Origin of the sequence: Oribacterium sp. C9 (assembly GCF_002007235.1) — a bacterium.
Lineage (GTDB): Bacteria > Bacillota > Clostridia > Lachnospirales > Lachnospiraceae > Oribacterium.
Window position 1 is genome coordinate 109,418 of sequence record NZ_MUHW01000010.1, and the last position, 21,972, is coordinate 131,389.

The window sequence follows — 21,972 nt, forward strand, 5'->3', positions numbered from 1 at the left end:
CATCTCATCCAGACACCATGCCTTTAACTCATATTTTAAGTTGTTTTCAGTACTCGACACCTTGTCATTCCGTGAGGAGAACTCTTTATGGAATCAGTGATTTATGCACACACCATCACTTCCGAAAATATATGTCTTTCCGTTTATTTCCCGTGTACCTGTACACATAACACCTGCAGAAGCCCCAACTCTGGACTCAAGATAGTACCACGCACCGTTCAGCTCCAGCCATCCTGTATGCATATAGCTGTCAGCATCGAAATAATACCATCTGTCGTTTATCTGTCTCCATCCCTGATTGAATGGCACACCGTCAACGATATACTGCCATTTATACGCGGTTCTCTTCCAAAATGCATTGGCATCTCCGGAACCTATTGATCCTGCGGGAACACTGTTATATGTTCCGTTGCTCTTTACATTGGTAGCAAAAGTTCCATCCACAGTTGACTTGTAATCACTGAGGAAATCCCATTTGTCATCCACATCATAATCACTGGTATCCGCTGCATAGCTTCCGACATTTGCCCAATTTGATATGGCTATATTGTAATACTTTGCATCATTTCTCTTTGGAATGGCTCTGACAGTAACCTTAAGTGTTCCTGCCTGTGCGGAATTTACATATCCCGATACATCATGGCTGGTTTCAGATGTACGATACTTTTTTGTTATCTTCTTGCCGTTTGCATCTGAATAACTAATACGAACCTCATACTCATCCGCCAGTGACACATCCATACCTGTCCAATTGGCCCTGCCTGAAGCATCGATTACCGCATCCATGTATCCCTGCTCATCTGTAGGAACGGCTCTTACGGCAACACCAAACTGCCCGTTATATGCCCCGGTCAACGCGCTTGTTATGCTGTAGTAGGTTTTGGATGTTGTATGATGGCTCGTCTTAACATTACCATTCTTATCGACATAGCTTATGACCACCTCATACTTTCCTGCGTACTTGACATCATCCCATCTCACCTGACTGTTTGTGGTATCGATGATCAGATTCTGAGGAGCAGTCAGCTCATAAAAAGGATAGACCAGAAGTCTGCCTCTTGCCTCTGTATTGTCTACAGAAACCGTATCCACATATGTGGTCCTTATACCTGTTCCTGTGATCTTCAGATCATCGTCGAGGGCACCCGAGCCGCTTGTTATAGTCACATTGATGGTGGCAGGAATAGTCGGATTATTATTCTTTATGCTTGTGGCATCTGCAACTATAACTGTGTCTACATCTTCCTCATCATTTACTTCATATTCCGGAAAAAAGCATATTCCCGCATCAGTCTCTGAAATCGAGTCAAGAACAGCATTGATCTCAATATTTTTCACCATGGCAAATGCAGGGATGGCGGTGCCAATGCTTACAGCCATGCACGCACCCATTACTCTAAGTAAACTCTTTTTCATCATGCCCTCCTTATTCTATTCCGAAAACCGAGCAGATACCGCTCCACAATTTTGCAAATACTGCCTTTATTCTCTGAAGCAGTGTTGTTCCCGGATCAGATATCTCACTATCCAGAACCTTCGCCTCAGGATCATCTGCCGAGATTTCCTCTGAACGACAGACGATGGATATGGACGTTGGCTCCTGATTGTTTGAACTTGTTAGTGAAACCTTCGGAGCATCAGGATCCATATTCAGGAAATTGTTATCAGCCTCCTCTTCGTCCAGCTTATTGTTGATGGTATCTCTTAACTTACGACCGGTAGTCTTCAGATGCTTTGTGCTGTCCACAATATCCTTTGTATTTTCAACAGCCTGTCTGCCTACTTCAAGCCCTTCATCTGCTGCTGCATTAAGTGCCGGTTCTGCCGCCCTGAGGACATTATTGACATTCTGAAGAGCTGATGCCGCATCCTGTGAAGTCTTCTCCATCTGCATGATAACATTCTCTGAATCCTCAAATGTCTTCTGAACATCCTCGTAATAGGCATTCATGATTCCAATGAGTCCGTCTATATCGGCAATTGTTGTTCTTACTGTGTTAAGAGTCCTTGCAGCCTGAAATGCAACAGCACCTCCATAATTCATGATATCGTCAAGATCCGAAATAACATTATTGATCGCATTGATCAGCTGCTGCACCTCATCTGATGTGAAGAGCTCATTATCCGCTCCTTCAAGTGCAGTTATAGCGTCTGTAAGAGAATGCAGATTTTCGGCCAGACTGCCGACCTCTTCATCTGTAGCTATAGTCTCATTTGCAAGAGTCTTTGAGTTTTTCTTGAGTGAAATAAGCGAATCAAGTGTATCGACATAGGTCGTTGCTTTTGTTGCCTGCGCAGCAGTTGGGCTTTTCATTATATCGGCATATTTCTTACCCTTACTTACATCATATCCCGCCTCTTTTGCCTTTGCCGCAAATTCAGGATCAGCAATCTGATCCTTATACATTTTTACAAATGCTATATATTTCGCTTTTTCACTATCTGAATCACCAGATACTGCAGCAGAATCAGCCACTGCTATTATTGATGCAAGACTCTCAGCATCAATACCTGAGAGCTTATCACCCATGACCTCGGAAACTGCAGCTATGAGACTTTTTTCACTGCTACTCAGTCTTCCGGTTCCACTGATTCCATGGATATTATTCGTATTGTCCGTTGCCGCATCTATGGCTATCTCGGAAGCACTTGCCTTGAACCGTGTCATATTATCAGGGTCTGTCGCATTATTTGTTGCTTTATTGACGCCCTTAAGTACATTATTAAGGCTGTTAACAGCCTTTTTTTGATCCTCGGAAAGAGCATCTATCTCCATATTAGATAAGCCTGATCCTCCCATTGAAGATCCTAGCTGCTTTAAACGTTTGTTTAAGGTATTGAGCTTTGAGCTTGCATCCATGAGATCCTTATCCAGGTTATTCAGGTTTGAATTGATATCATAGACCATCCACTGTGTGGTTTTGAGATCCTCATTGACAGGCTCAAGGGTGCTCTGAAGATCTCTCAGATCCTGTATCGCAACATCATTGCCATTAAAGATAACCTGTACATTGTCATGGAGTATATCCTTACCTGACTGAAGATTTGCAAGCATCTTATTGGTGAGATCCAGCTGTGACTGTACATTGGTCACACCATCCAGCACATCATCAAAATCATCCATGATGGCATTGGTATCATCTCTGAAATCATCCTTGATCTCTTTTATTTCTTTTATCTTGGAAAGATCTCCCACTGTTCCCGGGCTCATCATAAAGATGGCGCCCACTGTTTCAAACTTATCTGTGCCAAGTCTTAAAGTGAAGTGTCCCTCCTTGCCCGGCAATGCCTCGAAAACTATACCTGAGTACTGACCGAGAGTCGCTGTCTGAGAATCCGGCGCATCAATCGAATAACACTTCTGTACATCCACCGGCACAGCCACTATGAGCATCATGTTATTCTTCATATAATCCGACACTTTGTCATTGGGATAGGCATCTATATCCATTTCCACTAGACCTGACTGTCCGGCTATCTTATCTGCATCTGTCACTACACCGTTAAGCTTATATGTTATATCGAACTTCCACGGAATCTCCACTGACTCAGGCTTCAATGTGCCTTCAAAATAAAATTTTCCCGCATTATACTTCTGCCAGGTTACAGATCCATTCTTAAAATCCGGCTTCTGTCCATCTGACATGTTGGTGATATTTATATAATCACCAAAGTCAGTATAGCTGTCCACTCCGTTAAAATTTATCCCCTTAACTACATTGGCCTTATTCACGGCACCATAGTGGTCAAGATTCAGATACATTGTCTCATCCACTTCTACTCTGGCTCTTGCCGCATAAGCTTTCATAGGCGTAAGTAGTATATTTGTAGAAAGACAGCTCAAAAGCACAGCATCAGCCGCTATCCTTTTAACCCTCTTTTTGGTCAAATGCTTTCTCATTGTCTTCACTCCTCTTCCATAAAATCATTATTCTTCTGTCTGTTTTGTCTCATCATTTCTTCCGAAATATCTTCAACTTCCCTGTACTTGTTCTTTTCAGCATTTCTCATTGCTCGCTTATCATGAAGGTACTGCTTAAACTGCCTGAGCATCTTTTTACGTCTTTCATGTCTGGAAAGGAAGGTTCCTGTTATAAGTCTGTCTGCTATCTTGAGTAATGTAGGCATTAAACATGTAACAAATATCACGGAGAAGATCGCGCCTCTTCCTACCAGATGTCCTACCTGACCTATGGCAGGAATGGAGGATTTGATGCTGATAGCATATCCACATACTATCAGGATGATTCCGGAAGTGAGTATCGACGGAAAACTGAGTTCTGTCATCATACGTGCCGCGATCCTCTTATCCGACTCCCTTCCTCTGGACTGAAGATAACTTTCTGTTGAGGATATGGCATAATCGATGGTGGAGCCAAGCTGTATACAGGACACCACAGCATAGGCGATAAATATTATCTCACTTCCTGAAAGATAAGGGAGCGACATGTTAACATATATGGCCATCATGATAGGTACCATGGCAACTATAGGCATAACCACCGACTTGAATGAAATAGCAACTACTATAAATATACTTAACATCGCCAATGCATTTACCAGATTGTAATCAGGGATAAGTACCTCCTCCATATCCATGGTTGTAGGAGTATTTCCCGTAATATATGCTTCTCCGGGATAGTATCTGTTGATAATATCTGACACTTCCTGACTGTATCTGAATGCAGTTGTTGACTCCGGCTTCGTCTTTATATAAATAAGAAGTCTTGCGTATCCGTCCTTATGGAACAGCTCTGTAACTGAACCGGGAAGAAAGTTTTCCGGCATACCCTCCGGAAGATAGGATTCCATACCCATTACCTTCTTAACATATTGGAGATCCTTAAGCTCATCGCATAGCTCTTTTTCTTTTATACGGTCATTGTCAGGAAAGATAGCTACTAGGAGGTTTGAACGACCGAACTTTTCATCTATCTCGGCAGAATTCTCATACATTGAGGTTCCGGGACCTGCACCTGTGGCGTCCGGACCGTACTTAAAGTCATTCATACCCTGAGCTATATATATCGGACCTGCGATCACCAGTGAAACGATAAGAAGAACCGGACTTATCTTATTAACTACGACACTGAGACCATGGAAGCTTGGTAAAAACGGCTTATGTCTCATTTGATCTATCTTGTCAGACCAGCTCAAAAGAAGAGACGGCATAAGGAATATGACCATGAACAAAGAGCAGATGATACCCTTTGACATAACGATTCCCATATCCCATCCGATGCTGAATCTCATGAAAACAAGAACTATGAATCCAAAGAAAGTTGTCAGTGAAGATGCGAGTATGGTGGTTATGGTTCCCATCAGACCTACCTTCAGAGCCTCTTCCTTATTGAGACCTGCTTCTCTCTGTCTCTCATACGCATGAAGAAGGAAAACCGAATAGTCCATGGATGTGGCGAGCTGAAGGATATCGCTGATATTGTTTGTAATATAGGATATCTCACCTAGAAAAATATTAGAGCCCTTATTGATGACTATGGCGCATCCTATGACTGTAAGGAAAAGAATCGGTTCAAACCATGAAGTGGTGGTGAAAAGAAGGATGAAAAAGATAAGTATAACGACGATGACCATTATCTGTGCCATCTCCTTCTTGACATTTTCCTCTATAAATTTATTGGTAGGGGACATGCCCACCAGTGAGCCTCTGCCCTCTATGAGCTTATCTATATCACTTATAGCTCTGTGGGTACGTTTTGAGGTATCACCTTCTACAAAAGTGATATCCATTACCGCATATCCATCATCATAGTAATCATCTATCTTGTCATAATCGATGAATTCTGATGAGCCATAAATCTGAGTAGTAGTATCACACCAAACCACCTGATCGACACCATCTATCTTTTCGATCTGATTTTTATACTGCTTTGCCTCATATAAAGAAACATCCTTTAACATGAGTCTTCCGGTTCCGGGATATCCGAAAACCTCTCTCATTTTGTTTATCGCTATTTTGGAATCCACATCATTCGGCAGGTACTTTGTCAGATCGTAATTTACCGAAACAAAAGGATAACAGATAGCAAAAACAACTACCAACATAATGATAATGTTACGGATTCCTATATTGTGGTCAACAATGAAATCTGCAACATTTCCTCTTTTGGCTATCTTAATTGCCTTTAGTGCTTCTTCAGCCTTTGAGGCAACTGCTTTTTTCTTTTTATTAAAAAAACTCATATATTATGTCCCTCTGATAAGCCCATTATCTGTATATCTTGCTATCACACATATTGTATCATAATTGAAACAAGTTTGTTTACAAACATTTTTCTGTTTATTGACACATGTTCATTTATGTGATATCTTCATTTTAGGAATAAGTATCCCAATTGGCAATAGTCAATTTTCATCATTTAGTTTGTTTTTGAACACAAATTGGATGCATGTTTATTATCCCCCTATTTGCACTGTATTTTTACTTATTTCTATTTTTTCTACATTAGAGAGGTCACTGCTATGACAGTTCCTAAAAAAAGCTCAGACTCCATGGATAGAAGAATCAGAAAAACTCAGTCTGCGTTAAAATCCGCCCTTGCTCAGCTCATGGAAAAAAAGAGGGTAAAGGATATATCTGTAAGAGAGCTTACAGATCTCGCAGATGTAAATCGTGGAACCTTCTATCTTCACTACAAAGATGTATTTGATCTTTTAGAACAATCCGAAAATGATTTATTGGCCGAACTCCACGAAACCATCAGTGAGTTTGATGAAAATACCGTTTCCAATGATCCCACACGTATATTTGAAGGTGTTTACAACCTGTGTAAAGAAAATTCCGGATTTGTACGTATACTCATAGGAGAGAACGGAGATATTAAGTTCCTTAACAGATTAAAGGAACTTGTAAGAGAAAAATGTCTTACAGACTGGTCCATCATAGTCCGTAAACAGGGCATCAATCAATTCGACAGCTACTATGCCTTTGTTGTAGGCGGCTGTATCAGCCTGCTGCAGTATTGGTTTTCCAGCGGTATGAACGAAACTCCGCATGAACTCGCAACCATCACAGGAGAACTTCTCAGCGGCGGACTTTCCATGAAATCACACTGATTTTCTGTATTCCCATTATTAAACATACTAAAAAGACTTCACTGAAGATGATTTTTCATCATCCGGCGAAGTCTTTTTTATTACTGTTATATGTTTATATCACGTTTGGATTCAGATATGATCAATTGCTCTCTGCAACCTTACCGTTCTGAGATTCCTCATACTCACGAAGTACGTCATTGAGATCAGCTGTAAGCATGTCGCTGTCAATGCCATGAACCATGCATGCCTCCTCCAGTGATTCTGCTATGGAAGAAGGACAGTAGATACATCCCATACCATTCTGCATAAGGAACGGTGCGACCATCTCGTTTAACTGAAGCAGGTCTCCGATTCTCATATCCTTTGTTACTGTAATCATAGTTGCATATCTCCTTACAAACTTTCAAAATATAGATTTTATGAAATCACAAATGTTATATCATAAAAACTGTCATACGTTCATCAAATACTTTTCAATTTCTGCATGGCATCAGACTCAATGATAACATCATAATGCTCCCTGAAGTAAGCCTCATAAAGCTCATTGTCCTTTAACTTTCTTCCGAACTCATTCAACAGATTTGATGCTCTGTTTAATGCTCCGGCTTCATCTGCTCCTGCATGAAGTACGAGATAGAAATTACCTTCCTTATTGTCTTTATACAGTGTATTGTAGCCTGTATAAATCTCTCCTACCGCAGAAGACGCAGCCATAACACGGTCAAGTGTTTTAAAGACATAAGCCTTTACCACATCTTCACCCTTTACTGCAGAATTCTTAGCCTCATCATTTGTATTCTTATCGGAATTATCAAGGCTGTCAGCTGCCCCAGGTGTGCTTAATTCACCTATACCGGACTTCTCACGACTTCCGCCTTCTTTCATTTCCTTAATTATATCCTGAGCTCCTTCAAGAATCTCACTTGCAAGCTGTGAAATCCAGCTGCTTTGGGATGAACCGGATTGCGCAAACTTTGAAAAACGGGTATCCAGCTCCTCCGGATCATCAACTTTAGATATAACAAGCTGTATCGATCCACCCTGAAGCGGAACAGCCTCGATCATCAATGGTCCGTTATCCGCAATAAAGCCCACTTCACTCTGAGCCTTCTGCATCATCTCAGTAAACAGTCGTTTAGCTGCTTCTGAACCATAGGTCATATCACGCAGATTGATATTTCTTGAACTAAGATCCAAGCTCGTTAATGTACATCTGATGGAGTTGTCATCTATTCTTTCTATTTTCATAATGGCTCCTCCTTTTTATAATCACAGATAATATATTATAGACTAATAAAATGCAAATCCATGAAGAATATTTTATAAAAGTTTAATGTATCTGCTCTTATTTAATTATATAAAGAGCAGATTGAATATCCCTCATATATTGTTTCGGCATTACCTCAGCCTTGATAAGTATCTCTGCCGGAATGATCCTGATTAACAAATCTTGTATACTGAGGCTGCCATAATAAGGTAACTGTACCTATAGGACCGTTTCTCTGCTTGGCTATGATAACCTCTGCCTCATTCGGATGTTCAGTATCCTTATTATAGTAATCATCTCTATACAGAAACATAACTATATCTGCATCCTGCTCTATGGCACCGGACTCACGAAGATCCGAAAGCATAGGTCTATGATCCGGTCTCTGCTCACAGGCTCTGGATAACTGTGAAAGAGCCAGTACCGGACACTGCATCTCTCTTGCAATAGCCTTTAGCGATCTTGAAATTTCAGAAATCTCCTGCTGACGGCTATCGCTTCCTCTTCCAGAACCGGACATAAGCTGAAGATAATCGATGACTATAAGATCAAGTCCCTTTTCCAGCTTAACCTTTCTGCACTTGGAACGCATCTCAGTAACTGTTATACCTGGTGTATCATCTATGATAATGTTGGCATCCGACACCTTATCCACAGCGTTTATAAGTTCTCCCCAGTCTTCATCAGTAAGAGAACCCTTTCTCAGCTTATCCGCATCTACCAGGGATTCCATGGAAAGCATACGGTTTACCAGCTGCTCGCGTGACATCTCCAACGAGAAGATCATACATGGCTTATGCTGACGTACACCTACAGTATCAAGGATATTAAGGACGAATGCAGTCTTACCCATAGAAGGTCTCGCTGCAACAAGAATCAGATCCGATTTCTGAAGCCCGGCTGTTTTATAATCGAGATCATAAAAACCTGTGGATACTCCTGTGACCTGTCCTCCGTTTTTAGCAGCCTCCTGAATGTTGTCAAGAACCTTAAGTGCTACTGTGGCAATAGATTCGGATTCTCCTGTATTTCTTGTCTCCAGAAGCTTAAATATCTTCTGTTCGGTCTGACCCAGGATATCATCTACTTCCTCTTCTCCCGCATAGCACATATTGGCAATTTCTTCATTGACCTTTATGAGTCTTCTGAGAATTGACTTCTCTTTTACGATATTGCAGTGTGATCTGACATTGGCACTGGTCGCAACAGACACCACTATGTCACGTATAACAGAAATATCATAAACCTCGGCAGGAACATTATTGCTTTTTAATTTTTCTGAAAGCGTAACAATGTCTACAGGCTGATCATGATTATACAGATCCTGCATGGCATCGAACATAAGACTGTACTGCTTCTGATAGAAATCATCAGGAATCAGGATTTCAGCGGCTGTGGAAACAGCCTCCTTATCACGTAGCATGGCTCCTATGACACTTTGCTCAGCTTCCTGACTGTGAGGAACGATCCTTGTCAGGATATTTTCATTCATTTCTGCCATTTTTTCTTCCTTATTCAAAATAAAATGAAATTGGTTCCCCTTAGGGGAACCTTTTAATTAAACATATTTCAAGTTTATCAGGCACTGATCACCGAAACATGAAGAACAGCTGTCACATCCTTGTGAAGCTTAACATTTACATCATAGCCTCCAAGGTTTTTCATGGGAACATCAACCGAAAACTTCTTCTTATCAACATTGATCCCTGACTGACTCTTCAGAGCCTCCTGTACTTCCTTTGTTGAAACAGAACCGAATGTTCTTCCGTCCTTTCCTGACTTAACTGTAATTGTCAGCTTGATCTGCTCTATTTTTTCTTTAAGAGCCTGTGCCTCCGCAAGCTTTTCTGCTGCGATTTTGTCTTCATTCTGCTTCTGAAGCTTAAGTGTATTTAAATTCTTATTATCTGCAACTACACCTGTCTTTGAAGGAATGATGAAATTTCTTCCGTATCCCTCGGATACTTCAACAATATCACCCTTCTTTCCAAGAGACTTTACATCTTTTAATAATATAACTTTCATTATGAAACTTCCCCTTCCTTTATCATTTCGTCAATTGCCGCCTTAACGGAGTCCATAGCTTCAGGTATACTTCCTTCTCTGAACTGTGCTCCGGCGATGGTACGGTGACCTCCGCCTCCCAGCTTCTCCATAAGCACCTGAACGTTCATCTCATCTATAGAACGAGCTGAAACATATATAATATCATTATAAAGAGTAAGTACGATACTTGCCTTTATTCCTCTGATATTTAAAAGCTCATTAGCTGTCTGGGCACATACAACTGTGGGGCTCTCAAGCCCCTTTGATTCTATCGTACTGAATGCATAGGCATTACGATATATCTCTGCACTGGAGATTGCCGAAGCCTTGGCCTGATAATCCTTGAAGTTCTCTCTGAAAACTTTTCGTATCCTTGTAATATCAGCTCCGCAGCGTCTAAGGTATGCAGCCGCCTCAAAGGTACGCACACCTGTCTGATTTGTAAATTCCTGCGTATCTATAACTATACCGCCATACATAGCATCGGCTTCAGGTCCTTTGACCTTTATTCCGTCTCCTATATACTGCATCATCTCAGCTATCATCTCACAAGCACTTGATGCATAAGGCTCACAATAACTGAGCACTGCATTCTGTATGGATTCACTTGCCTGACGATGGTGATCAAATACAACTATGGTCTTACATACTTTAAGAAGCTCAGGTTCATCTATGATAGACGGTCTGTTACAGTCTACCACAACAAGAACTGTATTGTTATCCACCATCTGAACAGCCTGAGATCCCGTGATAAACATATCCTCAGGATAATCATCATTCTGAAGAAAACGCTCCTTTAATGGCAGTATGGTGGAGGTTATAGTATTTTCTACAATATAGGCTCTCTTTCCGAGAGTGGTAGCCATTCGATAAACACCGACAGAAGCGCCAAGACAATCAACATCACTGTTTGCATGTCCCATGATGATAACTCTGTCTCTTGATTCAAGAAGCTCTTTAAATGCCTGAGCCTTCACTCTGGCCTTTACTCTGGTTGTCTTCTCCTGAGTCTGGGCTTTACCGCCAAAGTAAGTAATGTTTTCATTGGACTTTACAACAGCCTGATCTCCACCTCTTCCCAAAGCCATATCCATGGAAGTTCTAGCATACTCATAGTTCTGAGCATATGTCTCGGCTCCGTAACCTAAACCGATACTGATAGTTACAGCAAGCTCATTTCCTATATTTACCTGCTTGACTTCTTCCATGATAGAGAACCTGTCATCAAGCATCTTTGAAAGGAACTGTTCCTTCAAAATAAAGAAATACTTATCCTTCTCTATCTTTCTGGTAAGTCCGCTCACTGCGGAAATATAACGGTTTATCTTTCTGTCTATAAGTGCGGTAAGAAGAGATCGTCTTACTTCCTCGGTCTGTTCAAGTACCTCCTCATAGTTATCTATATATATGAGTCCTATGACGATGTGCTCACGATCCAATGCAAATCTCAGCTGTGTTTCCTCAGTCTCATCCCTGAGGTAAACAGCGATCGTCTTCATCTCAGGATCATACAGTGACGGCATACTTCCATCCTCTGTAGTGACCTTGGTTCTGATCAGATCAACAAGATATTTTCTTCCCTGATAGTCAGAGTGAATTTCCAGTGTTACATCATCCCTAAGGAACATATCCTCATGGATATTTGGAAACATCTGCATAATATTAGCTGCGGCAGCCCTGTCGTTTCTCACAATTTCTTCAAACCTTCTGTTTCCCCAGAGAACATTTCCCTTTTCATCCACCATGCAATATGGTGTAGGCATCTCATTAAACAGTTCAGAATGGACATCACTGGCTCCCATTGCATATGCCTGAAGTGCGGCATGCAGCTTAGTCCTTCTTGTAAGATAAATATAAGCTGCGGCAGCAATATATATCGCGATAAAAGGTGACAGTATAAATGCCGCATGAGGAAGCGTGAAAGCCAGAATGATATTGGCTAACACAATAATAAATATAAGAATAAATGGCCATGAAAAGTATGCTTCGATCAAACTCTTCGGATTTTTTATACTCATTTTTCGTCTCCAGATAGTTAACACTTTGGAATTTAGTATATCATAAATAGAATGATATGAAAATAAGACCATAGCATCAGCACAAACCGATGCTATGGTCTTAAGGCTTATCTTATATATCCCTATCTGACGATCTCAAATCCAATATATACTATCAAATTCGAAATTAATCTACCTGATATGGAAGAAGTGCTACGTGTCTTGCTCTCTTAACTGCAAGAGTGATAGCTCTCTGGTGCTTAGCACATGTTCCGGTAATTCTTCTTGGAAGAATCTTACCTCTCTCAGAGATATACTTTCTTAATGTAGCTACATCCTTATAATCAATAGGCTTAGCTTTCTCGCTGCAGAATACGCAAACCTTTCTTCTGCTACGGAAACCGCCGGCTCTTCTAGGTCTTGAGCCACTTCTATCTGACTTCTGAAATGCCATGGTTAATCCTCCTTGTAAAATACACAAGGGTTTCCCTACGATTAATTAAATGGGAGTCCCTCGTCCTCTACCCCATCAGGTATATTCATAAAACCATCACCGATTGAGCTTCCTCCCTGCTGTGAGGACATATGGCTTCCGGAATCATAACCTCTGCCACTTGAAAAGCTTCCACCGTTTCCGTTTGAAGCATTCTTACTCTCTGCGAACTCCTGATTCTCTACAACAACATCTGTTGTATAAACCTTCTGGCCATCCTTGTTAGTATAGCTTCCGGTTTGGATTCTACCCTCAACGGCAATCTTTGTTCCCTGATGTAAATACTTCTCTGCAAACTCTGCAGACTTTCCGAAAGCAACACAACCGATAAAATCTGCTGTCTGCTGGTCCTGAGCATTTCCATCTCTGCGAACACGACGGTCAACCGCCAGTGTATATCTCGCAATCGCCATAGAGCCTTCACCCTGTGAATATCTCACATCAGGATCTCTGGTTAATCTACCCATTAGGATAACTTTGTTCATTTTTGTTCTCGCTTTCCGCTTGCTTATTCAGCTTTCTCTTCAGCAGCAGCTTCTGGAGCTACAACTGCCTCAGTCTCAGCTTCTGGCTTAACAACAAGATATCTGATAACTGGTTCCATAATGCGAATGTGGCTCTCAAGCTCATTCGGAGTATTGGAATCACCTGTAAATGGAATGAAGTAGTAGAAGCCTTCCTTCATATGCTGAATCTCATATGCAAGTCTCTTCTTGCCCCACTCCTGGATGTTCTCTCCAACAGTGCCACCGAAACGGGTGATATATCCCTTAATCTTCTCGAGAGCAGCTGTTCTCTCCTCATCTTCGAGCTTCGCACTCAGAACAACACATAATTCATATTTGTTCATCTGCTTTACCTCCTTTTGGTCTCTGGCTTCCGCAATCAGGGCGGAAACAAGGAATTTATTGATACAAAACAGAATACTAACAAAGAAGCCGAAATTATGCAAGCTTTTTTATTGTTTAAATTATTTTTTTATTATTTATTGTTACAAAATTTATTTTATCATGTTCTTCTGACCTTTTTGATCATCGAGCTGACCTTTGATCTGGGCAATAACAACATATGTCCACAGCCCATACACTTAATCCTTACATCGGCACCGACTCTCAACACTTCCCATTCCGAAGATCCGCAGGGATGTTGCTTCTTTACTGTAATAATGTCTCCAAGCTCTATGTTTTCCATACTATATATTAACTCCAATCAAGCCGCTGTTATAATTTGATCATCTTGAATCATTTGTGTTGTGTGACTGATTTGATTTGATTCATGTGTAAATATAACTGTTTTCACCGATACTCTCATCAGACGTTGATCTATCATCTGATCCTAACATCGCTCAGTATAACATATTGGCTCTGAGCCTATAAATATTTTGTGTTAATTCTTCTATTATATAGTTATATAGATGTTATATTTCACTCGGAGTCACCGGAAAAACATACTCTTCCACATCTGTTTCATTAGGAATCTCATTGTTTATCTCATAGCAACACCCGGTCTCTTCATTATCCTCCCAGCTTGCTGCACATGCTGTTATACTTTTACACTCTTTATCCACATAATTTGCCATCGAAGTATATGTAGACATAATAAGTATAAATACAGTCAGTACAATCTTATGTCTTATCATTTGCTCTTACGGATTCTCGATTTGTCCGTTAGCATCTGCTGTATCCTTTATGAACTCCCATGTCAAAGCTCCATCTGTATTTTCATTCTGTATTCCATATACATTTGCTATCACTTCACAGTTACTGTCCATAAAACTGTTGCCCGCATTAAGTCCTAGAGTAAGCAGTAAATCAACTGTACTTGTCTGATTTCTTGCCAAAACACCATTATTCACTATAAACTTTGCCACCTTACTATCATCTGTCAAAGAAACAAATTTTATCTTTGAATCCATAACTTCATTTATAGTAACTTCATCAACAAAGTCTTTTCCTGCCATTTCCGGATCAACTTGTCTATCCTCATCACTGAAGTTTCCATCCGTATCCTGAATGAACCATTCAACTGTATCATCCATCGGAACAGAAGAAATAAGCGTTATCTCTGATATGACCAATGCATCGGCCTTTCCCACATTTGTCACGGTATAACTCAATTCTCTACTGTCTCCCGGCAGCATGTTCTTTACCTTTTCATTCGTAAACTCTCTGTCATCAACCTCGATTGCGAGATTTGTCGTCTTTGCTGAAATATCTATGGATTTTTTATCTGTAAAATAAGCATATGATCCTGTTATTGCTGAGATCAACGCCAAAACCGATATTGTTGCTGCTGCAATTCTTTTTTTCTTCATTGTGTTTTCTTCCTTATTAATTTTTACCTTTTTCAGAACAATACATATTTAACTGTTCCGATAATGTCTTTTTCCTGTATCCTTCCAGGATCTTCTGTTCTGTTGGCATCTCCCTTTGTTATATATCCATCGGAATCATATCCGACGATCCTATGTGTAACATAGGAATTCATACCGTAATTTTTTTGTCTGAACATGACTATTTCATTCAACTTCGGTGACTCCTGCTTTTCTCTTACAAGTACTATTTCTCCTGAAGTATAAGTTGGTTCCATGGAATCTGATAAAACAATTACCGGCTTCCATCCAAAAAGAAAAAACGGTGTTCCTCGGCTCTGTTCCTTATAGGAACAAAACAGTGCATAGAAAGCTATCAAAACAAGTAGCAGCGTAAAACCAGCAGATATCAATGCAAACACTGCATTCAAATATTTTCTTATCCCTCCCATTTTCAGTATCTCCTTTCTGATTAGTGACCGGTACATTTCATCAAAAATAAATAAAAGGCACGAGAAAAATGAGTTCAACGAATATCGTTCCTCAATATTTCTCATGCCTGAAGACTAACATATTTGGTTTTTCCTGAGAATGTCTAAAAAACGACTATAGTCGCTTTTTAGACTATATTTCACGTCATGAAACAGCATAAATACTGACTATTTCATCTGTATAAATATTTTTATCTTTATACACTACCAGAGGTTTTTCCACAGTTAATTGTGTCTTTCCACCCTTTACAGCCTCCAGCAAAACCATGTTTGCCTCGCTGTTTTCATAGGGATATACGAGCCTCATTCTTTTCGGCTCCAAATGAACCTTACGAAGCTCATTGAAGATATCAACAAGACGATTAGGTCTGTGCACCATGAAAAACTTTCCGTTAGATTTCAACGTATATGCCGCAGCATAACATACATCTGCCAAGGTACACATCACTTCATGTCTGGAAATAAGCTTTCTGTCCGTAGCATTTTTCAATCCCGCATTCATATACGGAGGATTGCAGGTGACAACATTCATACTTGAATCCAGACCCAGCTCCTTTATTTCTCTGAGATCTCCCTGAATTATCCTCATCCTGTTTTCCTGCTGATTAAGCTTCACTGATCTTTCTGCCATATCAGCAACATCTTTCTGAAGCTCGATTCCTGTTAATTCTCTACAGCCTGTCTTTGCAGCTATTAAAAGTGGAACTATCCCTGTACCACTGCAGAGATCCAATAATCTTGTTTCATCATTTACTGCTGCCAGCGCATAATTCGCCAGCAGCACAGCATCCATACCGAAACAAAATCCATCTGTATCCTGAATTATCTTATATCCATTACACTGTAGATCGTCTATTCTCTCCGCCATTACATATAAAACCCGATACCGGATCAAAACCGGTACCAATAATAAAACTATTCAAGTATCTCAATCATCCAGTCCTGACCTTGGATCACTTCTTTCCAGCTTTTCCAATGCCTCGATGTCTTCATCCTCCTGACTGATCTGATTGTTTCTGTTTCCTTTTCCGCTGTTATGGTTTACGTTTTTTCCGTCAGACTTCTTTTCATTGCCTGAATTATTTTTTTTACGAGGCTTAAATTTCAATTCAGAGACCTTATACTCTCTAAGTTCCTTCTCATCCTCATTTTCCAGATTAACTATAACCTTTACCTTCTGGTTAAGCACAGAAACAGAGGTAACCTCTCCCTTCAGTCCATCAGGAGTTGTAACATTGTCACCCATTGAAGGAAGTCTGGAATTTAAAAATTCATAAACCTCTTCCTCATTCTTTAGGCAGCACATAAGTCTTCCGCATACACCTGAAATATTTGCCGGATTAAGACTAAGTCCCTGCTCTTTTGCCATACGTATAGACACTGGAGCAAAATCAGAAAGGAAGGTATGGCAGCACAGTGGTCTTCCGCAAGTACCATATCCGCCAAGAATCTTTGTCTCATCTCTTACGCCCACCTGTCTCAACTCGATACGTGTTCTGAAGATAGACGCAAGATCCTTAACCAATGCTCTAAAATCCACTCTTCCATCAGCTGTGAAATAAAACAGAACTTTACCCCTGTCAAAAGTGTATTCTACATCTATGAGCTTCATCTCGAGATTATGCTTATGGATTTTCTCCAGGCAAACCTTAAAGGCTTCCTTTTCCTTGACTTTATTCTCCTCATGAAGAACATCATCCTCTGGTACAGCTTTACGTATAACAGGCTTCAGTGGCTGAATGATCTTTTCATCTTCAGCATCCTTATTGCCCATTACAACAAAACCATACTCAACACCTCTTGCCGTCTCAACTATGGCATGGTCACCCCTGACGAACTTTATATCTCCCGGGGCAAAATAATATATCTTACCGGCAGTCCTAAACCTTACGCCTATTACTTCTGTCATATATCCCTTACTTTCTTTATCAAAAAATCATCAAAAAGCGATTTGCTCTTTTATTAAACTTAGCTATTAAAAATTCCAGTACCAGTATATATCCGGTACTGGAATTTTACTAACAACTACTAATTATGTCTCAGCTTCAATAAGAAATCTTCAATCAGTATTTCTTTATTTACATTTAGAGGCAAATCTCTAAATGCTTTTTCTATATTTTCGGTCGCACGTCCCAGCTTCTCATAGCTCATAACTGTTGACATCTTGATAATATCCTGAGCTATTTCATGACCATATATCAACTCGATTTTTGACGTGCTTTTATAGCATAACACATCTCTTAAAACAATTTCAATAAAACTTAAAAATGTGCCTATAGGTATCTTCCATTCCTTGGTTATCTTATCAGTAAAGTCAAGAATCTCTTTTCCATTTCTGAACCCTATTTCCGATAAAAAATGCACCGTCTCTTTTGACCAGTCTTCGGAAAGCATATCACTAATAACTTCTTTAACGTCCCTTTCTCCAGCCTTTATCTCGATGACTCTGGAAAGGATCGTAGGCAGAAACGCATCACTGTTTGACGCCAGAAGCATTATCACCACATATTGAGGAGGTTCCTCCAATGTCTTGAGAAGCGCATTCTGTGCCTGTTGGTTCATACACTCCGCGTGTTCGATCAGATAGATTTTATATAACGCTTCATATGGGCGTACCTCAACGGTTCCGTTTATATTGTTACGGATATTTCCGACGGAAACAGTTGTTGGATTATCTTCAGGCTTGTCTGGTCTAATGATCATAAGATCAGGATGCTCATTGTTACTTACCCTTTTTCTTACACTGTCTTCCCATTCTTCCCTGGATTCATAACCTCTTTCCATATATATGGGCACCGCTTCCGAATCTTCATCTGAAGCATCCCGGATCAAAAGTTTTTCCGCAAAGTCAATCGCTGATGATTTTATAAGCTCCATATCATCACCTTCGATTAAATAAGCGTTATATATGTTATTTTCTGGTATCCTTAATGATTTCATCTACGCATTCTTCTATAAAGATATTTCTATATCTCTTCCTTATACCTGCTTTTTCAAGCTTTTCTTCCGAAAAATCCCTATTGTCGGCTTCAAAACGCCTCATCATTTCATCCAACTTAGGATTTTTCTCCTGCATCTCACGACGTTTGGCTCTTTCCAGCCTGATATCATCTGGAACTTCTATATATATAGGTGTAATGTTTTCTTCCCCTACATAATCACGAGTATTTATATAACTTTCCAGAACACCTATCATCAGATAGTCCGAGTTATCCGAAAGCTGTATCTGACCATCATCTACAGTTCCATATCTCCATGGTCCATATACAGTCTGATATATTCTTTCTTCTATTATCTTTCCATCTCGTTTGAACTGATCCATCTGTTCATTACTTACAAAGTGGTATTCCACACCCTCTGTCTCACCCTCACGTATAGGACGAGTGGTATAAGGAGTAATTTCCCTCCATTCAGGCTTCAATTCCTTTAGTTTCTTATAGATTGTGTCTTTGCCACTGGCTGATTTTCCGAATAAGTAATATATCATTTGTTCCTCTTAATTTAAAACCACAGGTCCACCGTTGCTGATTTCGATTCCATCATTTGACGAACCGGGTCCACCGCCTGTTGTAGGAGCTCCTGCCACCGGTCCCTCTGTTATTATTCCATTTTCAACATTCTCCGGTATGATACGGGGTTTCTCTGCCTCATCAGTATAATCAGACTCTTCATAATCTCTATCTTCTATGATTTCGTCATTATTCTGTTTTTTCTTATCAGCTTGAGTCTCATTACCTGACTCTTCAATTATCTCCTCTGATTCCGGAGCCTCTTCGATATCTGATGAACTCTCGGACTCCTCTGCTTCAACAGAAGCTTCTGCAGATTCAATATTCTTCTCTACCTCTTCATTATCCGCTTTTACTTCCTCGGATTGTGAAACTGTAGTACTGATGGTGGTAGTTTCCTGAATAGACTCTGTTGGAGCTACAGTTACTGTAACAGGCTCACTGGTCTCTGCTATCGTAACTCTCAAATCAGGTAGAGAAAAACCATCAACATTTTTAAATACGAAAAAAGAAACCAGAATTGCAACAACCAGCATTGACACAGCGAACAGGATTTTAAATAAATCTCCTATAAGCGTAGCCTCCTGTTTTTTCTTTCTCTTTGTACTTCTAACCTTTTTCTCACTCATGCTCATTGCCTCAAAACCTATGTAACTTACATTACATATGAACAATAATAACTTCTTATACTACTCTGAAGAAAACTCTTTCTAAATCATCTCTAGAGTATCTCATCCTTATCATCTAATCTGACTGAAACTTCACCAAATACAAGAATGTTTTTACTACCGTCTGCTTCAATTATTTCAAGCGTACCGTCATCACATATACCTGTGGCATGTGCGTTACGTACTTTAGTACCGTCTATCACCAGGATATCATGACCGGGAACTATATTTTTTTCAATGTATTCAGGTGCTAATGTTTTTCTTTCAGCTAATTTGTAAAATTCCATGATTATATGTGCCGCAAGTTCATTTCTATCTATCTTCCGTCCTTCAGATCTTTTACCAAGAATTGACCCAGCCTTATTTACAATATCAGAAGGAAAACCCTCCTCAGGCTCGTAAATATTAACTCCGATGCCCACAACTATGTACTCCATCTTACCTGATTCCATACTTGCCTGACCTTCAGATAATATGCCACAGATCTTTCTGCCATTGAAATAAAGATCATTGACCCACTTAATTGATAGCTCAATACCTGTAACATCCTTTATAGCCCTATATACAGCCACCGCCGCCTGTGCCGTCAGCATCAGATTATCGATCACCGAGCCGTCCGGTCTAAGCAGCATACTCAAATAAAGTCCTGTTCCCTTTGGCGAGAAGAAGCTTCTTCCCAGTCTTCCTTTTCCTCCAAGCTGATAATCTGAAACTATAGTTGTTCCCTGATCTGCATGTTCTGTTACAGCCATCTTTTTGAGAACATCATTTGTACTTGATATTTCCTGAAATACTTTTATCGTATAGTTTCCATCCAGATATCTGCTTATAGCTTCCTCTGATAGTACATCTGAGTTTTCTGACAGTTTATAGCCCTTATTCTTTATAGAAATAATCTCATATCCTTCTTCCTTTAGTTGATTGACTGCCTTCCAAACAGCGGTTCTGGAACAGTTAAGTTTTTCCGCTATTTCTTCACCTGAAATAAATCTTCCTTTATTCTCCTCCAACAAGGCTGTCAATGTCTTCTTTACTGCCATAGAACCCTCCCGGAAATGCCACATCATCCATTCTGACTGATAAATAATATCAAATATTAAATATATATACAAGAAAAGGGACCCTTGCTGCAAGGTCCCCTCCCTTAATATAACATTTACCAAATGATTAGTTTTGTACGCCGATCCACTTAAAGTTTATTTCTTTAAAATCTTTATTGCAGTAATCCATTTTATAGAAACCACCATTTCCTGATTTATGAAATAGTCTATACCAGAATTCATAGGGCAATTCTTTTCCATTAAATAAAATCCTTGTTCCTTTATTTCTCATTCTCAAAAGTCCTGACAAATATTTTTCCTGCATGACTACATCCATGTTTTTACTATCTCCTTTTCTTTTTTTACCACTTGCCAAAGACTAATTTGGATTATAAACATTACCTCTAATTTTTTTAGATTTCGTCTGTCACGGCAAATGGATTCGGGGCTTATAAAATTTAACCACGACTAAAATTTTACGATTTTTCTTCAAGTATATATCTAACGTATGTTTCTTTAGCTTCGGAACTATCCTGAGATAATCCTTCCGCCAACATGATCATGTTTAAGTGCGCTCTGTAATTATATCCTACCCCGGTTAGTTTTCCTATACTCTAAAAAACGACCATAGTCTCAAATGCGACTATATTTGTTGCAAAAAAAAATCTCAGGAGCAAGTCCTGAGATAAAAATCATGACGCCAACGAGATTCGAACTCGTGATACCACCGTGAAAGGGTGGTGTCTTAACCACTTGACCATGGCGCCAAAAAAGGCGAAGACCGGGTTCGAACCGGTGATCAGGGTGTTGCAGACCCACGCCTTACCACTTGGCTACTTCGCCTTATAACTGTATAATCTAAAAAATAAATTTTAGATATAGCGCCTCCAGATGGACTCGAACCAACGACACCGCGGTTAACAGCCGCGTGCTCTACCGACTGAGCTATGAAGGCATAACAAAAATATCTGCTCTATATAATATCATCCAATTTGTAGATAATCAACATCAATTCCATATCCAGTAAATTCAACCATATTGGTCAAACCCTCGACCTATTAGTAACTATCACCTGAATGCTTTACAGCACT

General features: G+C 40.0%; 23 protein-coding genes and 3 tRNA genes. 1 reads left to right on the plus strand and 25 read right to left on the minus strand.

All coding sequences use genetic code 11. The annotated features are described in order from the left end of the window. Positions 1–93: 93 nt before the first annotated feature. From BXO88_RS07970 to BXO88_RS07980, 3 genes are read right to left on the minus strand one after another with little or no spacing between them, the layout of a single operon-like run. A complete protein-coding gene (locus BXO88_RS07970) occupies positions 94–1,416 on the minus strand; it encodes a hypothetical protein (protein ID WP_168171651.1) in 1,323 nt (440 codons plus the stop codon). A 10-nt stretch (positions 1,417–1,426) separates the two neighbouring features. Beyond that, on the minus strand, positions 1,427–3,901 hold the full coding sequence (locus BXO88_RS07975) for a hypothetical protein (RefSeq protein ID WP_078037211.1): 2,475 nt from the start codon (positions 3,899–3,901) through the stop codon (positions 1,427–1,429). Between the two features lie 5 nt (positions 3,902–3,906). Then, positions 3,907–6,204 (minus strand): efflux RND transporter permease subunit, encoded by a 2,298-nt coding sequence (locus BXO88_RS07980; protein ID WP_242945180.1) that lies wholly within the window; start codon positions 6,202–6,204, stop codon positions 3,907–3,909. A 279-nt stretch (positions 6,205–6,483) separates the two neighbouring features. Between BXO88_RS07980 and BXO88_RS07985 the strand changes: the two genes are divergently transcribed. After that, a complete protein-coding gene (locus BXO88_RS07985) occupies positions 6,484–7,077 on the plus strand; it encodes a TetR/AcrR family transcriptional regulator (RefSeq protein WP_078037212.1) in 594 nt (197 codons plus the stop codon). A 121-nt stretch (positions 7,078–7,198) separates the two neighbouring features. On the opposite strand, the gene BXO88_RS07990 is transcribed toward BXO88_RS07985, so the two are convergent. The 22 genes from BXO88_RS07990 to BXO88_RS08095 all read right to left on the minus strand — a co-directional run bounded on the left by BXO88_RS07990 (position 7,199) and on the right by BXO88_RS08095 (position 21,836). Further along, entirely contained in the window at positions 7,199–7,438 is a 240-nt protein-coding gene (locus BXO88_RS07990; RefSeq protein ID WP_078037213.1) for a DUF1858 domain-containing protein, read from the minus strand. 83 nt (positions 7,439–7,521) lie between these two features. Continuing rightward, on the minus strand, positions 7,522–8,307 hold the full coding sequence (locus tag BXO88_RS07995) for an adaptor protein MecA (protein ID WP_078037214.1): 786 nt from the start codon (positions 8,305–8,307) through the stop codon (positions 7,522–7,524). Positions 8,308–8,462: 155 nt separating this feature from the next. Beyond that, complete coding sequence (gene dnaB / locus BXO88_RS08000; RefSeq protein WP_078037240.1) at positions 8,463–9,818, minus strand: replicative DNA helicase; 1,356 nt, start codon at positions 9,816–9,818, stop codon at positions 8,463–8,465. 86 nt (positions 9,819–9,904) lie between these two features. Then, positions 9,905–10,351, minus strand: coding sequence for a 50S ribosomal protein L9 (gene rplI / locus BXO88_RS08005; protein WP_078037215.1), 447 nt, complete (start codon positions 10,349–10,351; stop codon positions 9,905–9,907). Continuing rightward, positions 10,351–12,390, minus strand: a complete 2,040-nt coding sequence (locus BXO88_RS08010; protein WP_078037216.1) for a DHH family phosphoesterase — start codon at positions 12,388–12,390, stop codon at positions 10,351–10,353. The genes rplI and BXO88_RS08010 overlap by 1 nt, the downstream gene beginning before the upstream one ends. 166 nt (positions 12,391–12,556) lie before the next feature. Next, a complete protein-coding gene (gene rpsR, locus BXO88_RS08015; RefSeq protein WP_036610981.1) occupies positions 12,557–12,823 on the minus strand; it encodes a 30S ribosomal protein S18 in 267 nt (88 codons plus the stop codon). Positions 12,824–12,864: 41 nt separating this feature from the next. Further along, positions 12,865–13,347 (minus strand): single-stranded DNA-binding protein, encoded by a 483-nt coding sequence (locus BXO88_RS08020; RefSeq protein WP_078037217.1) that lies wholly within the window; start codon positions 13,345–13,347, stop codon positions 12,865–12,867. Positions 13,348–13,370: 23 nt separating this feature from the next. Further along, the gene (rpsF, locus tag BXO88_RS08025; protein WP_078037218.1) at positions 13,371–13,712 is read right to left on the minus strand and encodes a 30S ribosomal protein S6; all 342 of its coding nucleotides are present in this window, start codon (positions 13,710–13,712) and stop codon (positions 13,371–13,373) included. Positions 13,713–13,870: 158 nt separating this feature from the next. Beyond that, entirely contained in the window at positions 13,871–14,053 is a 183-nt protein-coding gene (locus BXO88_RS08030) for a DUF951 domain-containing protein (protein ID WP_078037219.1), read from the minus strand. Between the two features lie 226 nt (positions 14,054–14,279). After that, positions 14,280–14,501 carry a hypothetical protein gene (locus tag BXO88_RS08035; protein WP_078037220.1) on the minus strand — a complete coding sequence of 74 codons (222 nt, stop codon included), beginning with the start codon at positions 14,499–14,501 and terminating at the stop codon, positions 14,280–14,282. 6 nt (positions 14,502–14,507) lie between these two features. Next, positions 14,508–15,176 carry a TasA family protein gene (locus BXO88_RS08040; protein ID WP_078037221.1) on the minus strand — a complete coding sequence of 223 codons (669 nt, stop codon included), beginning with the start codon at positions 15,174–15,176 and terminating at the stop codon, positions 14,508–14,510. A 32-nt stretch (positions 15,177–15,208) separates the two neighbouring features. Then, the gene (locus BXO88_RS08045) at positions 15,209–15,625 is read right to left on the minus strand and encodes a signal peptidase I (protein WP_168171652.1); all 417 of its coding nucleotides are present in this window, start codon (positions 15,623–15,625) and stop codon (positions 15,209–15,211) included. Between the two features lie 184 nt (positions 15,626–15,809). Beyond that, a complete protein-coding gene (locus BXO88_RS08050) occupies positions 15,810–16,532 on the minus strand; it encodes a tRNA1(Val) (adenine(37)-N6)-methyltransferase (protein WP_078037223.1) in 723 nt (240 codons plus the stop codon). A 60-nt stretch (positions 16,533–16,592) separates the two neighbouring features. Further along, the gene (locus BXO88_RS08055) at positions 16,593–17,573 is read right to left on the minus strand and encodes a PSP1 domain-containing protein (RefSeq protein ID WP_078037224.1); all 981 of its coding nucleotides are present in this window, start codon (positions 17,571–17,573) and stop codon (positions 16,593–16,595) included. Positions 17,574–17,692: 119 nt separating this feature from the next. Next, complete coding sequence (locus tag BXO88_RS08060) at positions 17,693–18,604, minus strand: DNA polymerase III subunit (protein ID WP_078037225.1); 912 nt, start codon at positions 18,602–18,604, stop codon at positions 17,693–17,695. Further along, positions 18,576–19,151 (minus strand): guanylate kinase, encoded by a 576-nt coding sequence (locus tag BXO88_RS08065; protein WP_078037226.1) that lies wholly within the window; start codon positions 19,149–19,151, stop codon positions 18,576–18,578. Before BXO88_RS08065 ends, BXO88_RS08060 begins: the two co-directional genes overlap by 29 nt. A gap of 9 nt (positions 19,152–19,160) precedes the next feature. Then, positions 19,161–19,802 carry a hypothetical protein gene (locus tag BXO88_RS08070; RefSeq protein WP_078037227.1) on the minus strand — a complete coding sequence of 214 codons (642 nt, stop codon included), beginning with the start codon at positions 19,800–19,802 and terminating at the stop codon, positions 19,161–19,163. A gap of 92 nt (positions 19,803–19,894) precedes the next feature. Next, the gene (locus tag BXO88_RS08075; protein WP_168171653.1) at positions 19,895–20,881 is read right to left on the minus strand and encodes a biotin--[acetyl-CoA-carboxylase] ligase; all 987 of its coding nucleotides are present in this window, start codon (positions 20,879–20,881) and stop codon (positions 19,895–19,897) included. A 127-nt stretch (positions 20,882–21,008) separates the two neighbouring features. Next, positions 21,009–21,218, minus strand: coding sequence for a hypothetical protein (locus BXO88_RS08080; protein WP_078037229.1), 210 nt, complete (start codon positions 21,216–21,218; stop codon positions 21,009–21,011). Positions 21,219–21,576: 358 nt separating this feature from the next. Beyond that, a tRNA-Glu gene (locus tag BXO88_RS08085) sits at positions 21,577–21,648 on the minus strand. Between the two features lie 5 nt (positions 21,649–21,653). Continuing rightward, positions 21,654–21,724, minus strand: a tRNA-Cys gene (locus BXO88_RS08090). A gap of 39 nt (positions 21,725–21,763) precedes the next feature. Further along, positions 21,764–21,836 (minus strand) — tRNA-Asn (locus tag BXO88_RS08095). Positions 21,837–21,972: the final 136 nt, after the last annotated feature.